Annotated in this window: 15 protein-coding genes; 4 read left to right on the top strand and 11 right to left on the bottom strand. The window is 39.3% G+C overall.

The window, feature by feature from the left end; genetic code table 11:
* Nucleotides 1-28: 28 nt before the first annotated feature.
* The 4 genes from rplT to thrS form a co-directional block, all read right to left on the bottom strand.
* Nucleotides 29-388, bottom strand: coding sequence for a 50S ribosomal protein L20 (gene rplT, locus PS1M3_RS07310; RefSeq protein WP_002960711.1), 360 nt, complete (start codon nt 386-388; stop codon nt 29-31).
* A 15-nt stretch (nt 389-403) separates the two neighbouring features.
* On the bottom strand, nt 404-604 hold the full coding sequence (gene rpmI, locus PS1M3_RS07305; protein ID WP_002960713.1) for a 50S ribosomal protein L35: 201 nt from the start codon (nt 602-604) through the stop codon (nt 404-406).
* A gap of 211 nt (nt 605-815) precedes the next feature.
* Nucleotides 816-1,376 (bottom strand): translation initiation factor IF-3, encoded by a 561-nt coding sequence (infC, locus tag PS1M3_RS07300; protein WP_006794470.1) that lies wholly within the window; start codon nt 1,374-1,376, stop codon nt 816-818.
* Between the two features lie 59 nt (nt 1,377-1,435).
* The gene (gene thrS, locus PS1M3_RS07295) at nt 1,436-3,346 is read right to left on the bottom strand and encodes a threonine--tRNA ligase (RefSeq protein ID WP_203987046.1); all 1,911 of its coding nucleotides are present in this window, start codon (nt 3,344-3,346) and stop codon (nt 1,436-1,438) included.
* 357 nt (nt 3,347-3,703) lie between these two features.
* On the opposite strand from thrS, the gene PS1M3_RS07290 reads away from it, so the two are divergent.
* The gene (locus tag PS1M3_RS07290; protein ID WP_006794749.1) at nt 3,704-4,150 is read left to right on the top strand and encodes a DUF3010 family protein; all 447 of its coding nucleotides are present in this window, start codon (nt 3,704-3,706) and stop codon (nt 4,148-4,150) included.
* 185 nt (nt 4,151-4,335) lie between these two features.
* The gene (locus tag PS1M3_RS07285) at nt 4,336-6,069 is read left to right on the top strand and encodes an AMP-binding protein (RefSeq protein WP_203987042.1); all 1,734 of its coding nucleotides are present in this window, start codon (nt 4,336-4,338) and stop codon (nt 6,067-6,069) included.
* Nucleotides 6,070-6,113: 44 nt separating this feature from the next.
* Here PS1M3_RS07285 and PS1M3_RS07280 read toward each other — a convergent pair whose 3' ends face one another.
* The 6 genes from PS1M3_RS07280 to PS1M3_RS07255 form a co-directional block, all read right to left on the bottom strand.
* Complete coding sequence (locus PS1M3_RS07280) at nt 6,114-7,196, bottom strand: GGDEF domain-containing protein (protein ID WP_203987039.1); 1,083 nt, start codon at nt 7,194-7,196, stop codon at nt 6,114-6,116.
* A gap of 230 nt (nt 7,197-7,426) precedes the next feature.
* Nucleotides 7,427-7,888, bottom strand: a complete 462-nt coding sequence (locus PS1M3_RS07275; RefSeq protein ID WP_203987036.1) for a DUF1456 family protein — start codon at nt 7,886-7,888, stop codon at nt 7,427-7,429.
* Nucleotides 7,889-7,994: 106 nt separating this feature from the next.
* Nucleotides 7,995-9,239, bottom strand: a complete 1,245-nt coding sequence (locus tag PS1M3_RS07270; RefSeq protein WP_203987032.1) for a lipoprotein-releasing ABC transporter permease subunit — start codon at nt 9,237-9,239, stop codon at nt 7,995-7,997.
* A complete protein-coding gene (gene lolD, locus PS1M3_RS07265; protein WP_203987029.1) occupies nt 9,229-9,927 on the bottom strand; it encodes a lipoprotein-releasing ABC transporter ATP-binding protein LolD in 699 nt (232 codons plus the stop codon). The genes PS1M3_RS07270 and lolD overlap by 11 nt, the downstream gene beginning before the upstream one ends.
* Complete coding sequence (locus PS1M3_RS07260; protein ID WP_203987027.1) at nt 9,920-11,137, bottom strand: lipoprotein-releasing ABC transporter permease subunit; 1,218 nt, start codon at nt 11,135-11,137, stop codon at nt 9,920-9,922. The genes lolD and PS1M3_RS07260 overlap by 8 nt, the downstream gene beginning before the upstream one ends.
* 137 nt (nt 11,138-11,274) lie before the next feature.
* A complete protein-coding gene (locus PS1M3_RS07255) occupies nt 11,275-12,147 on the bottom strand; it encodes a LysR family transcriptional regulator (protein WP_008132437.1) in 873 nt (290 codons plus the stop codon).
* Nucleotides 12,148-12,278: 131 nt separating this feature from the next.
* On the opposite strand from PS1M3_RS07255, the gene PS1M3_RS07250 reads away from it, so the two are divergent.
* Nucleotides 12,279-13,400, top strand: coding sequence for an S-(hydroxymethyl)glutathione dehydrogenase/class III alcohol dehydrogenase (locus PS1M3_RS07250; protein WP_006794756.1), 1,122 nt, complete (start codon nt 12,279-12,281; stop codon nt 13,398-13,400).
* A gap of 68 nt (nt 13,401-13,468) precedes the next feature.
* Complete coding sequence (gene fghA / locus PS1M3_RS07245) at nt 13,469-14,311, top strand: S-formylglutathione hydrolase (protein ID WP_203987025.1); 843 nt, start codon at nt 13,469-13,471, stop codon at nt 14,309-14,311.
* Here the strand turns inward: fghA and PS1M3_RS07240 are convergent.
* Entirely contained in the window at nt 14,265-14,642 is a 378-nt protein-coding gene (locus PS1M3_RS07240; protein ID WP_203987023.1) for a hypothetical protein, read from the bottom strand. The two genes, fghA and PS1M3_RS07240, sit on opposite strands and share 47 nt — an antisense overlap.
* Between the last annotated feature and the right edge of the window lie 25 nt (nt 14,643-14,667).

Raw genomic sequence — 14,667 nt, 5'->3', positions numbered from 1 at the left:
GGCTCCTTTTCAGTTCTTATAAAAAAGCTTAAGCGGCTAGGCCTTCTTTAGCTTTTTCTACAAGCGCTGCGAATGCAACTTGGTCGTAAACAGCGATATCTGCAAGGATCTTACGATCGATTTCTACAGAAGTCTTTTTAAGACCATTGATAAAACGGCTGTAAGACAGACCATTTTGACGTGAAGCAGCATTGATACGTGCAATCCATAATTGACGGAAAGTACGTTTCTTCGCACGACGGTCACGGTAAGCGTATTGACCCGCTTTAGTAACAGCCTGGAAAGCTACGCGGTAAACACGTGAACGTGCTCCGTAGTAACCTTTTGCTTGTTTTAAAACTTTTTTGTGACGTGCACGTGCGACAACGCCGCGTTTAACTCTTGCCATTTCTAAAAACCCCTATTAAGCGAACGGTAACATACGTGAAACTAGACCATGGTCATTTTTATGAACCATCATCTTAGGACGTAGGTGTAACTTACGCTTAGAAGTTTTCTTAGTCAGAATATGACGAAGATGCGCTTGTTTACGCTTGAAACCGCCAGAAGCAGTCTTTTTGAAACGCTTAGCAGCGCCACTGTGACTTTTTAGCTTATAAGCCATTGCAATAACTCCAATTGTATTGCCTTTAAATTAGTAAGCAGGCGTGAGGTATATTTCTATAGCTCCACTTTTAGGCCTAACTTACTGCCATGTTCCGGTGAAAGCCCAGCAAAATTGCTGCAACTTTACTTTAAAACCGGTTAACTCAGGTGAATATTTGCATATTGCTTGCAGACCTGAGCTAAATTCGGTGCGCATTATTACTTAAAAATTACTTTTTAGCAATAGGTGCCATCATCATAACCATTTGACGGCCTTCAACGCGATTTGGGAAAGACTCAACGACTGCTAAATCTTCTAAATCGCCTTTAACGCGGTTTAATAGTTCAATGCCAATTTCTTGGTGAGCCATTTCACGGCCACGGAAGCGGATGGTAATTTTAGCTTTATCGCCAGCTTCTAAGAACTTACGTAAGTTGCGAAGCTTAACCTGATAATCACCTTCATCCGTACCAGGACGGAATTTGATTTCTTTAATCTGGATTTGCTTTTGCTTCTTCTTCTGCTCTTTCAGTTCTTTGCTTTTTTCAAAGATGAACTTACCGTAGTCCATAACCTTACAAACAGGCGGCTCAGCGTTTGGGCTAATCTCTACAAGATCAACACCCGCTGCATCAGCCATAGCTTGTGCGTCTTTTAATGACTGAATGCCAGCTTGTTCGCCGTCGATGTCGATTAAACGAACTTCTTGAGCTGTAATTTCTTCGTTAATACGATTTTTTTGAGCTGTTTGTTGCCCTTTCTTGCCGCCTCTAATGGTACGTTCCTCCAAGAATATCAATAATATAAGCGTGTAGATGACTTTTAGTTACAGCCCTACACGCTCGATTTTTACTGTCGATTTTTAATCTCTTCGCTTATTTTAGCAACAAAGTCATCGACATTAAATTTACCCAGGTCTTCACCTGTTCGCGTACGAACCGCTACTTCTTGTTGTTCAACTTCTTTGTCGCCAACAACCAGTAAGTAAGGTATACGCTTTAATGTATGCTCACGGATTTTAAAGCCAATCTTCTCATTTCTCAAGTCAGCAGCGGCTCTAATTCCAAGTTTATTTAATTTTTGTACAATTTCGTGCACGTAATCTGCTTGTTTATCGGTAATATTCATAATTACCACTTGCTTTGGAGCAAGCCACGTTGGGAATAAACCAGCGTATTCTTCAGTTAAAATACCGATAAAGCGCTCAATTGAGCCTAAAATAGCACGGTGTATCATAACTGGAGTGCGTCGTTCGTTGTTTTCAGCTACATAAGTAGCGCCTAAACGACCCGGAAGTGCAAAATCTAGTTGCACTGTACCACATTGCCACGCTCTGTCTAAACAATCGTACAAAGTAAATTCAATTTTAGGTCCGTAAAAGGCACCTTCACCTGGTAGGTAATCAAATTCAATGTCGTTTGCCTTAAGTGCATCAGCTAATGCAACCTCTGCTTTGTCCCAAATTTCATCGTCACCGATACGTTTTTCAGGACGCGTAGAAAGCTTAACTACAATTTTGTCAAAACCGAATGTCTCATAGGTATCATAAACCATCTTAATACACGCTGAAACCTCGTCCATTACTTGCTCTTCTGTACAGAACACGTGAGCATCATCTTGTGTAAAGCCACGTACACGCATTAAGCCGTGTAAAGCGCCTGATGGTTCGTTACGGTGACAACAACCAAACTCGGCCATACGCAGTGGTAAATCACGGTACGATTTTAAACCTTGGTTAAAAATTTGCACGTGACCCGGGCAGTTCATTGGTTTTATAGCGTATTCACGTTTTTCAGACTCTGTGGTAAACATGGCGTCTGAGTATTTTTCCCAATGACCAGATTTTTCCCACAAAGAACGGTCCATCATCATTGGACCTTTAACTTCTTCGTAGCTGTACTCACGCAGTTTTTCACGGACAAATTCTTCAAGCTCGCGATAAATGCTCCAACCATCGTTATGCCAAAATACCATACCTGGCGCTTCTTCTTGCCAGTGCCATAAGTCTAGAGCCTTACCAATACGGCGATGATCACGCTTTTCAGCTTCTTCTAAGCGTTTAAGGTACGCTTTAAGTTGCTTTTTATCACCCCACGCTGTGCCGTAAATACGCTGTAGCATTTTGTTTTCTGAATCACCACGCCAGTACGCACCTGCTACTTTCATTATTTTGAAGTTTTGGCAGAATTTCATGTTAGGTACATGAGGACCACGACACATGTCTACGTATTCTTCGTGGTGGTATAATCCTGGGCGATCATCTTTTGCAATGTTCTCGTCCAAAATTTCAATTTTGTATGTTTCGCCACGCGCTTCAAACGTATCGCGAGCCTCTTGCCAGCTTACTGTTTTTTTCACTACGTCATAGTTTGTTTTTGCAAGTTGCAGCATACGCTTTTCAATGGCATCTAAGTCATCTTGTGACAAAGAATGATCTAAATCGATATCGTAGTAAAAGCCGTTATCAATAGTAGGGCCAATGGCCATTTTTGCTTCGGGGAAAAGTTGCTTAACCGCATGACCTATTAAGTGAGCACACGAGTGACGAATAATCTCAAGTCCGTCTTCATCTTTTGCTGTGATGATCTCAAGGCGTGCATCATCATTAATTAGCTCACACGCATCAACACGGTCGCCATTAACACGACCAGCAATGGTTGCTTTAGCTAGGCCTGGACCAATATCGTTTGCAACATCAAGGGTACTTACAGGGTTTTCAAAACTACGCTGACTGCCGTCAGGAAGGGTAATAACTGGCATTATAAATCCTTACATACAGTGGTGACACCTACAATGTATCACGTGTATTTTAAATAAAATTAAATGAGAATGACTCGACAACGCTCTTACGAATAAGCATTGACTATTTTTCGCCTAACAGGCTGATGTAGATGCTGAGTCTGCTCAACTACAAAAATATATTGTCGCGTGAGCGAGAAACAATTACAAGTTTAAAGGCGCTGTAATCAATGTTATTTTGCGTAAGTTTGTAAATATAAATAAAAACGATGACAATTTTGAGAAATGCATAGTAAGAATTCACCTTATTGCTTATTCTCGCAATTTATTCGATGTTGCGTATAATACGCAATAATTAAGTTTTATTAGAGAACAGCAATGAGAACATGTGGTGTAGAAATTACCGGTAGTGACGTACTACTTTGTATTTTAAGTAAAGATAACGACGTTTTTGATATTCGCGATGTGCGTCAAACACGTTTTACCTTAGGTAATGGTAACGACACTGAAATAATGCGCAAATTTCAATTTGATTTTGCAAAGCTAATGCAAGATTACCAAATTGACTCTGTTGCCATTCGCGAACGCCAACCAAAAGGTAAATTTGCCGGCAGTGCGAAAGGTTTTAAAATGGAAACCGCTATTCAGCTCATTGAAAACCTTGATGTTCGCGTATTCTCAACTACAGAGATTAAAGAGCAAGTTAAGCGTAACCCTATCCCAATAGCATTTGAGGAAACAGGCCTTAAAAAGTACCAAGAAAATGCATTTGTGAACGCCTACGTATACATAATGAAAAAAACGTATCGTAGTGACGAAATGTAATTTAAAACGTTTAAAGTTTTTTAAATTATGAACGCGCCAATATGGCGCGTTTTTTATTGCTACTATTTTACTGGCTATATCTTTACTTATAATACATTAGTCTAACCACCCTTCTTTTTGTCGACAATGTGTGTTTGTTTAGTTCCTAGTTTATGTAATACACACACATCGACACGGAGAAAAACATGCACACACAACATAAAACAGTTAAAGAAGTAGAAGTAATAAATTCACTACCGTTGTCCAAAAGCTATTTTAAAGGCTCACAAAATACAGCTTTAACCAATAAAACCATTGGTGCCTACTTCGACTTCATTGTCGACAAAAACCCTAACTCGCTTGCGGTAGTGGTCAATCATCAAAACATTCGTTTAACCTACAAAGAATTTCAAAAAGAGGTTAATCAACTCGCTATGGGGCTATTAGCAATCGGTGTTAAGCCAGGCGATCGGGTCGGAATATGGTCACCTAATAATATACAGTGGTGCTTAACTCAATTCGCTACCGCAAAAATTGGTGCCATTATGGTTTGCATTAACCCAGCCTATCGGCCAAATGAACTTCAATATGCATTAAATAGCGTTGAATGTTCAACACTCATTACCGCTTCACAATTTAAAGCCAGCAACTATATAGAAATGCTAAATAGTCTAGCGCCAGAACTTAAACATTGTGACAGTGGCAAGCTTTCAGCTAAAGCTCTGCCCAATCTTAAGAATGTAATTCGTATTGGTAATGAAGTAAGCGCTGGCATGTTTTCGTTTTCCGATATTATGCGTATGGCAACGCCAGCTCATGAGCTTGAACTTAATGCTATTGCTGCAAATTTAAATGCCGAACAGGATATAAATATACAATTTACTTCAGGCACAACAGGTAACCCAAAAGGCGCTACACTCACTCACAAAAACATATTAAATAATGCGCTTTTTGTTGGCGATTCTATGCATTTTACTGAGCACGACAAGCTTTGTATTCCAGTCCCTTTATATCACTGCTTTGGTATGGTTTTAGGTAGTCTTTTATGCGTTACAAAAGGCGCCGCAGCCATTTATCCGAGTGATTCGTTTGACGCCAAAACAACGCTTGATGTAATTGAACAAGAAGGCTGTACAGCATTGCACGGTGTTCCCACTATGTTTATTAGTCAACTTGAGCTCAGTACCTTTAGTGAATATGACTTGAGTACACTCAGAACCGGCGTTATGGCAGGCTCTACTTGCCCAGAACAAGTCATGCGCAAAGTTCAAACACAAATGAATATGCACCAAGTTTTAATTGCCTATGGGCAAACTGAATGCAGCCCAATCAATAATATAACCGAAACTGATTCATCAATAGAGCGCCAAGTAACAACCGTTGGCCGCGCCCTTGCACATACTGAGGTAAAAATTATTGATGAACTGGGTAACATTCAAAAAATAGGTTTACCCGGTGAAGTATGCTCAAAAGGCGTAGGAATAATGCGCTGCTATTGGAATGACGAAGAAAGAACAAAAGCCACAATAGATAGTGACGGCTGGCTTCATTCAGGCGATTTAGGTGTTATGGATAGCGAAGGGTTTGTGAGTATTGTTGGACGAATTAAAGACATGATTATCCGTGGTGGTGAAAACGTTTACCCTCGAGAAATTGAAGAGGTGCTTTATACCTATCCAGGCATACAAGACGCCGCTGTATTTGGTATCAGCGATGAAAAATACGGTGAAGAAGTGTGTGCGTGGATCCAACCAAAGGAAGATACAAGACTCGATGAGCAAGCGATTCGTGCATTTTTACATGACAAACTCGCCTACTTTAAAATGCCTAGGTATATTCGCTTTGTAGAAAGTTACCCTATGACAGTGACAGGCAAACTACAAAAGTTCAAAATGCGAGAACAAATGCAAGAAGTATTATCTAGTAAATTATTTTCATAATGTAAACTTGCCCAGCATGACACAATATAAATGTTGGGCCATTTTTATATGTAATCTTTAATTACTTTATTTTTACCTGTATTTTTTGCTTTGTACATCGCTTTATCGGCTACAGATAGCAATGCTTTAATGTCTGGACAAAGGGCGGAAAAATCAGCTACGACAACGCCAGCAGAAACAGTTACACGTTTAAATGTTGAGTATTCGTGACTTATCGTATTTGTAGCAAAAAGATTGGGTAAATCATCAAGCCAGTCTAAATTATTTTGATCTAAAATTTTAACTAAGATAAATTCTTCACCACCAAATCTAACAACGATATCTGCCTGGAGTTCTTTTAATCGGCTCGCAACATCAATGAGTATGTTATCGCCATCTAAATGCCCGTAATTATCGTTGTATTTTTTAAAGTCATCGATATCAACCATAGCAAGCGCTAGCGACTGAGATGGCTTTATTTGATTCATTAAGCGTTTACATTCTGAGTCAAAACTGTGTCTATTATATAACCCCGTTAGTTGATCAATGTTTGCTTTTTGTGTTTCAACAAGTTCAGCTTCATATTGTTTACGTAAAAGTATATCCAGTTGATATTGAATACACGCCATCACAATCACAATGCTAATGTAAAAGTAAAGGCTCCATATTATTGGCGTGGATGAAAACAAATGAACACTTAGAAGGCTTAACCCCGTAATTGTCCATAAAATAAGTTTATGGCCTAAATGAAGCATGGGTATTGCAGAAAAGGAAGCCACTACAAGCATTGGCCCTCCCTCGTTTAAATAACCATATAATCCGACAAAGGACCAAAATAAATACCCAAATAAAATACAAAATAAAACGCCATAAGCAAAACAACGATAATGTAAGTATTTTGCCTTTAATTTATTGTTTACATAAACCAATACAAACGACAAACAAACCATCGATAGTCTTAAAACATTAATGACAGAGTATAAAGATTGCTCATCATTCAACCACGAAAGAACAACTAAAAGTGATAAAAAAAAAGCAGCCAAATACAACGCAATGTTGGCAAAATGAACGGTGCTTTTGTTGAGTTGATACTGAAAATCTTTTTCTTTGTCGGGTGAAAAATAAAATGTTGAGGGTATTAATTGCATTTTAAATTCCTTTTATACTTTCGTTGGCTTGAAATAATGTGCTTAAAAGCCGCTATTTTTTTGTATTTATGTGATGGTTGCTTTTTAAGCCATTTAAATTGGTCTAGTAAAGTTAGCCTTTAAATATTATCGCTATGTTTGATTAATTACAATATTAGTAAACACTTAAAGATGACTGTCTAAAAAACGTTGGTTATTACAACGTTTTTGGACAAAATATTTATTAGTAATTACTCAGGGCGGTATTGCTGCTGAACGGCTGTTAAGAATAAACGCAGTATTTGATCGTTACACACTCGGTAATGCTTGTTGTCTACTTTACGAGAAAACGCACTTAATTCGTGTTTGCTTAAATCAAAATCAACCAATGCAAGCGTGGCTATTACATCTTCTGCCTTCATGTTTAAAGCAATGCGTAACTTCATAAAGATAATATTATTATTAAGCTTACTCTCTGGTATTGGCTGCGCACCCTCGCGTTTACCTCGTTTGGTATTAATAAACCCGTTTAGGAAGGTTGCAAACTCAGTGTCTGAAATTTTAACAAACTCTTGCTCGCCCTCTTTTGTTAACCACGCAATGACTTGCTCTGTTGTTACTGTAGCCTCTGCCGCAGCAAAAATGTCAACCACGGCAGTATCGGTTAAATTAAAGGTATAGCGAAGACGGCGTAAAATATCGTTATTTGTCAAAGTAATTTCCTGAGTAAGGTGTTGTATAGCTGAGCAATAGCGCCCACTATTAAGTGAGCGCGTAGTTTAGCAGCTTTACAAACCTGCCCCTATTGTTTTAGTAAGGTTAATTACCCAACACCTTTGCCGGATCGACTCGCGTGGCCTGCCATGCGGGATAAATAGTCGCAAAAATAGCGAGTACGAATGTTGCAATGACTGTAATGCCGATGTCTTCGAGTACAAGCTTACTAGGTAAAAACTCTATAAAATAAACCCCTTCAAGCGGATTAGCACCCATTAGCTGGCTCAGCCAAGCAAATAATTCACTTATGTTTAATGCTAATACAACACCAATGAACGAGCCAAGTAAGACCCCCACAAACGCTTGCGTTAATCCCTGCATTACAAAGGTTGCTAAAATAGTGCTGTCTTTAGCGCCCATTGTTTTTAAAATTGCGATATTGCCTTCTTTTTCACGCACTTCCATGACAAGAGAAGACACAATATTAAAACTCGCAACAGCAATAATTAAAAACACAACAATATAAACAATGGTACGAACCATTTGTATATCTTGATATAAGCTACCTTGTGTTCTAAACCAACTAGAAATATAGACATAATCGCTAATTGTTTGCCCTACATTAAGCGCTATTTGATGCGCTGAAAACACATCATCAACACTTAACCTTAAACCTGTAACTTGGGTTTCGTCGTAGCCAAGTGTTTGCTGCGCTTTGCTTAAATGTATAAAAGCAGCCGTGCTGTCAATTGGGCCGCCCATTTCAATAACACCTGCAAGGCTCAGGGTAACGCGTTTAGGTGCTAATAACTGACCACCTGCTTGCCCAACCTGAGGAATTAGCAAAGTAATAGTGTCGCCCACTTTTGCGTCAAGTTGCTTTACTATTTGTTGGCCTAAAATAACCTCTTCAGAGGATAATTGGCTCACTAATTTACCTGTTCCAAACTGGTTAACTGCAGAAACATTGCCCTCATAAGAAGGGCTAACACCGCGTATTTCGACCGCTTTTAATTGGCTTTTATACTGCGCCATACCATTAACCGCGATAAATGGGGCTGCTCCCGTTACATGCGGCTGACTTTCTATATTAGCTACTTTTAGCTGCCAATTAGCAATAGGTCTGCTTGGTGCAACATATTCAACCTGAGGTACTACGCTTAGTAAACGATGGACTAATTGTTGTTCAAAGCCGTTAATTACTGAAAGGGCAACAATTAAAACAGCGACCCCCAATAAAATACCTATAGTAGACGCTTTAGCTATAAAACTAACAAACCCGTTTTTTTCGTCTTTATGACCTGAGTATGCTCTAAAACGTTTACTTAAAAATGCACTAAGCAACATATTGTGACTCTTTTACCGATAGTTTACCGTCATCTAAGTAAGCTATTTTACCTAGTTTATCTGCAAGCTCTAAATCATGAGTTACCACTACAAAGCTCGTGTTTAAACTCTGGTTTAGCTCATTTATTAAATCATAAATTTTAATCGCATTTTGCTTGTCTAAATTACCTGTTGGCTCATCAGCAAGAACCAACGCAGGTTTAGTAACCAAAGCACGGGCAATAGCAACTCGTTGACGTTCTCCTCCTGAAAGTGCAGAAGGTTTATGATCACTTCGATGTGCAAGGCCCACTTTTTCAAGCATGTCGAGCGCCTGTACTTTTGCTTCTTTTGCCGTTAAGCCTTTTATTAGCAAAGGCATTGCTACATTTTCTACAGCACTAAACTCCATCAATAAATGGTGAAACTGATAAATGAAACCTAAATTTTGGTTTCTAAAAGCTGCTTGTTCAGTACGAGATAACTTAGCAACTTCTTGGTTTTTAATTTTAGCAACACCTGCAGTGGCAGTATCAAGCGTACCGAGTATATGCAAAAGCGTACTTTTACCAGAACCAGAACTACCTACAATAGCAAGCATTTGACCTTGCTGTAGCGCTAAATCTACGCCCTTTAGCACTTCAACTTGGTTGTTGCCATCTTGGTATACTTTGCTTAAATTTTCACAACTAATTACTAAATTATTCATAACGCAACACCTCTGCTGGTTTTACTTTTGCGGCTTTGCGCGCAGGATATAAGGTAGCTAAAAAGCTCATAGCAATACTGGCAAACGCAATTATTACTAAACTAAGCACATCAAATTTCACAGGTAGTTCAATGCCAGCAAGTAGACTCAGGCCAACTAATTCAAGAAGCTCATTTATGTATAAACTCAGTAGCACCCCAAAAAAAGCGCCAATTAATGTTCCAATAACGCCATTGTAAAGACCTTGAACCATAAATACTTTTTGCACCTGCGATGGTGTAAGCCCAAGTGTTTGAAGTATCGCAACTTCCCCTTGTTTTTCACTCACCATCATTGTTAAGGCAGATACAATATTAAACACAGCCACCAGCACAATAAGTGCAAGTAACATGGACATGATCCGCTTTTCCATTGCTACTGCGGCAAATAAAGTGCCCTGGCTGCTTCGCCAATCTGAATAGTTGTAACCTTTTAATATAAGTTGGCTTGCGTCCGTAAATTCGTCCAATTCAAAGGGTTCAAAAAGTGACACACTTAAATTTGGGGCAACATTTTTATTTAACTTTAAAACACGCTGAAGCGATGGCCCACTTGTGAAAGCGAGTGCCATGTCTATTTCAGAGCCCGTTTCGTATATTGCTGCAACTTTAAATAAACGCTGGCTAGGCACACGCCCCAAAGGAGTATAAGTAGATGCATTTGGCATGATCACACGAAGTTTATCACCTAAACCAACACCTAACTTCCGACTCAAATAGCGGCTTATAGCAATGTTATAATTACTATTAAGTACTGTTTGCCAATTGCCTTGTACTATTTTCTCAGTAACTTTGTATAACGCACCGTTATTGTCATATAAACCTTGCAGTAATACACCGTGAAGATCTTTATTGGTTTGCAAAATAGCTTCGCCTTGGCGATACAAATTAACATGTTTCACATATGAAGATTTAGTGAGATCTGCCTTTAAACTCGTTATTTGCTCTGGGGTGTGCTGATCAGATTTAACCTCAATGTGCGGAATAAGGCCAAGCATATTAGTTTTTAAGCTATGCTCAAAACCATTCATTACACTGCTTACGGTAAATAAAGCCATTAAACCGATAGCAATGCCGGCAATAGAAAAAAAAGAAATAAACGATATAAACGCATTCCCTTTTGAGGAGCGGCTGTATCTAAGTCCTATAAATAAGCTAACCGGTTGAAACATATAATTTAAAATATTTATGCTAAAAGTGTGGGGCTATAGTAGCACGAACTAAGATGAATTGAATATGACCATAAATGTAAGAAATAATTTATAAATCTGATACTTGGCTGATTTTTCAGCAATTCACTTATAGCAATTTATTCTTTAAGGCCAGCAACTAAATAGTCGAGTAATACACGTACATTGGTAGCTACAAACTGACGTGGTGGATAAACCCCCCACACACCTTCTTGCTTGGGTTGGTAAGACGTTAAAATAGGCACTAACTCACCACTATTAAGCTCATTATCTATGTAGTAATCAGGAAGTTGCACAATACCTAAGCCTTTTTTAGCACCATCAACAAGTGCCCAACCACTGTTGCAATGTAATCTGCCAGCAATTTTAATGTGTTTTTCACGCTCATTTTCGTTTACACGCCAATAACTACTATTCCCTACTAAACACTGGTGGTTATGTAGCTCACCTAAGGTATGTGGCTCACCAAAGCGCCTTAAATAAGAAGGCGATGCACACATAATAAAGCGCCGTTCACTTAATCTTCGCGCTTTTAAGCTCGAATCTTTTAAATGGCCTAACCTTATTGCTAAATCAAACCCGCCTTCAAGTAAATCTTCTTGTTCGTTACTTAGGTTTGCAATAACTTCAACATCGGGGTGATCGTGCATAAAATTGTGCACAATAGGCATAATAAAAGTTTCGCCGAACATTACCGGGGCTGTTAGTTTAATTTTTCCTTTAGGCGTAGTTTGATGTGATGCAAGGCCCTGCGTAGCATCGTCCATTGCATGCTGTAAGTGCTTTATTTGATGTAAAAAAACCTCACCTTCTTTGGTGAGAACAACTTTTCGTGTGGTGCGCGTTAAAAGCTGGGTATTTAAACGTTGCTCAAGGGCGGTTACATGACGGCTAATATGCGCAACCGAAAGGCCCAATATCCTAGCTGCAGCAGTAAAGCTTCCTTCCTCACCGACTGCTATAAATTCGTCAATCCCATCCCAACGCGCCATTATTACCATACTGTAAAAGTGTTTTAATAAATAAGAGATTATCATTATATGAGAAACAAATACAATAGCCCCATCACCCAAACAAAATGGGTCTACAATTGATATTAAATAACACTACTAAGGATAAACACATGTCTGATTTTATTAAATCAAAAGCGGCGATTGCTTGGGGCCCTAACCAACCTTTAAGCGTTGAAGAAGTTGATGTAATGATGCCTAAAAAAGGCGAAGTAATGGTCAAAATTACTGCTACAGGTGTTTGTCATACCGATGCATTTACGTTATCAGGTGAAGATCCAGAAGGTATATTCCCAGCTATTTTAGGCCACGAAGGCGCAGGCGTTGTTTATGCCGTTGGCGAAGGTGTAACAAGTGTTGAAGTGGGGGATCATGTAATTCCACTTTACACCGCTGAATGTGGCGAGTGTAAAATGTGTACATCAGGCAAAACTAACTTGTGTTCAGCAGTACGCGAAACACAGGGTAAAGGTTTAATGCCAGACGGCACAACGCGCTTTTTTAAAGACGGCCAACCAATTTACCACTATATGGGTACGTCTACATTTTCTGAGTACACAGTACTTCCAGAAATTTCACTCGCCAAAGTAAACAAAGAAGCCTCTTTAGAAGAAATTTGTTTATTAGGGTGTGGTGTTACAACCGGTATGGGTGCTGTAACTAACACTGCTAAAGTAAAAGAAGGCGATACAGTCGCTATATTTGGCCTTGGTGGCATTGGTTTATCGGCCATTATTGGTGCAAAAATGGCCGGCGCGAGTCGTATTATCGGTGTAGACATTAACACCAGTAAATTTGACCTTGCCACTAAACTTGGCGCAACCGATTTAATAAACCCTAAAGATTTCGACAAGCCAATTCAAGAAGTAATTGTTGAAATGACTGACGGCGGCGTTGATTACTCATTTGAATGTATTGGTAACGTTGATGTAATGCGCTCTGCCCTTGAATGTTGCCATAAAGGCTGGGGGGAATCGGTAATTATTGGTGTAGCCGGTGCTGGCCAAGAAATTTCAACTCGTCCTTTCCAGCTTGTTACCGGTCGTGTATGGCGTGGTAGCGCATTTGGTGGCGTTAAAGGTCGCTCGCAACTTCCTGAAATAGTCGAGCGCTATATGGCAGGCGAATTTGCACTAAACGACTTTATTACTCATACAATGAGCCTTGAAGAAATTAACGACGCATTTGATTTAATGCACGAAGGCAAGAGTATTCGTACTGTAATTCATTACTAATAAGCACTTAGTAAACGACTTGATAAAAAGCCGTAATACTTGAACGTTTACGGCTTTTAAGGAATATTATGTTAGAGAATATCTCAAGTACAAAAGTAGCCGGTGGTTGGCACAAACAATATACCCACACTGCAACAAGTACCCATTGCACAATGCGTTTTGCGGTATTTTTACCACCTGGTGCAAGTGAAACGAACAAAGTACCTGTGCTTTATTGGCTATCGGGATTAACCTGTACTGACGAAAACTTTATGCAAAAAGCGGGCGCATTTAAAAAAGCTGCCGAGCTGGGTATTGCAATAGTGGCACCCGATACAAGCCCGCGTGGCGATAACGTACCCAATGAAGATAGTTATGACTTCGCTCAAGGTGCTGGTTTTTATGTTAATGCTACGCAAGCGCCCTTCAACACACATTTTAATATGTACGACTATGTAGTTGATGAGCTACCAGCACTTATTGAACAGCATTTTCCGGTAACAAGTACTAAAGCCATTAGTGGTCATTCTATGGGTGGGCACGGTGCTTTAATGGTTGCACTTAAAAACCCACAAGCCTATGTAAGCGCATCTGCGTTTAGCCCAATCGTTAACCCAATAAATTGCCCATGGGGCACAAAAGCGTTTACTGGTTATTTAGGTAACAATAAATCACTTTGGGCACAATACGATACCTGCGAGCTTATGAAACTAGCAAAGCAGGACGACTACCTACCTATGCTAGTATCGCAAGGTGATGCCGATGGCTTTTTAGAGGAGCAACTTAAACCACACAACCTAGTGGCTATCGCTCACGATAAGAGTTACCCGTTAACGCTTGAAATGCAAGAAGGTTACGATCATAGTTACTTCTTTATAAGTAGTTTTATTGACCAACACTTATTATTTCATAGTCAGTTTTTAACTGCGTAGCCTCGTTAGTGTGTAGTTCTAGCTTATTTAGTTCTACACACTCTTTTAAACTTTTACTCACCTTCCTACACACTTGGCGTTGTTGCTTATTTTCCACACTGACAAAGTCGACTAATGCAGAATCAATTTTTAAACCTAATTTTGTAAAAGAAAACCCTTCTCTATCTTTTGGAATGGCTTTAAATGGATCTTTGTAAGGGTCTGAACGAGCTTTACTATTCATATTTTGATTTAATTTTTCGTTATTTTGAGCATGCCCATCTATTAAAACTCCGGCAACCGTGCAACCACTTAAGTACACAGTTATTAATAATGTTAGTAATAGCTTCATAATCCCCTCCTCTAAAAACATGTAT

It is taken from the genome of Pseudoalteromonas sp. PS1M3, from assembly GCF_016865405.1.
Taxonomy (GTDB): domain Bacteria; phylum Pseudomonadota; class Gammaproteobacteria; order Enterobacterales; family Alteromonadaceae; genus Pseudoalteromonas; species Pseudoalteromonas marina.
Note: the sequence above shows the minus strand (reverse complement) of the source record. Positions and strands in the feature narration are given on the sequence as shown.

Excerpts from the sequence above, each read along its gene's own strand:
- rplT (WP_002960711.1), bottom strand. The coding sequence starts at position 388 with ATGGCAAGAGTTAAACGCGGCGTTGTCGCACGTGCACGTCACAAAAAA.
- PS1M3_RS07270 (WP_203987032.1), bottom strand. The coding sequence starts at position 9,239 with ATGTTGCTTAGTGCATTTTTAAGTAAACGTTTTAGAGCATACTCAGGT.
- PS1M3_RS07285 (WP_203987042.1), top strand. The coding sequence starts at position 4,336 with ATGCACACACAACATAAAACAGTTAAAGAAGTAGAAGTAATAAATTCA.
- lolD (WP_203987029.1), bottom strand. The coding sequence starts at position 9,927 with ATGAATAATTTAGTAATTAGTTGTGAAAATTTAAGCAAAGTATACCAA.
- PS1M3_RS07280 (WP_203987039.1), bottom strand. The coding sequence starts at position 7,196 with ATGCAATTAATACCCTCAACATTTTATTTTTCACCCGACAAAGAAAAA.
- PS1M3_RS07255 (WP_008132437.1), bottom strand. The coding sequence starts at position 12,147 with ATGGCGCGTTGGGATGGGATTGACGAATTTATAGCAGTCGGTGAGGAA.
- rpmI (WP_002960713.1), bottom strand. The coding sequence starts at position 604 with ATGGCTTATAAGCTAAAAAGTCACAGTGGCGCTGCTAAGCGTTTCAAA.
- PS1M3_RS07260 (WP_203987027.1), bottom strand. The coding sequence starts at position 11,137 with ATGTTTCAACCGGTTAGCTTATTTATAGGACTTAGATACAGCCGCTCC.
- PS1M3_RS07250 (WP_006794756.1), top strand. The coding sequence starts at position 12,279 with ATGTCTGATTTTATTAAATCAAAAGCGGCGATTGCTTGGGGCCCTAAC.
- PS1M3_RS07240 (WP_203987023.1), bottom strand. The coding sequence starts at position 14,642 with ATGAAGCTATTACTAACATTATTAATAACTGTGTACTTAAGTGGTTGC.
- thrS (WP_203987046.1), bottom strand. The coding sequence starts at position 3,346 with ATGCCAGTTATTACCCTTCCTGACGGCAGTCAGCGTAGTTTTGAAAAC.
- PS1M3_RS07290 (WP_006794749.1), top strand. The coding sequence starts at position 3,704 with ATGAGAACATGTGGTGTAGAAATTACCGGTAGTGACGTACTACTTTGT.
- fghA (WP_203987025.1), top strand. The coding sequence starts at position 13,469 with ATGTTAGAGAATATCTCAAGTACAAAAGTAGCCGGTGGTTGGCACAAA.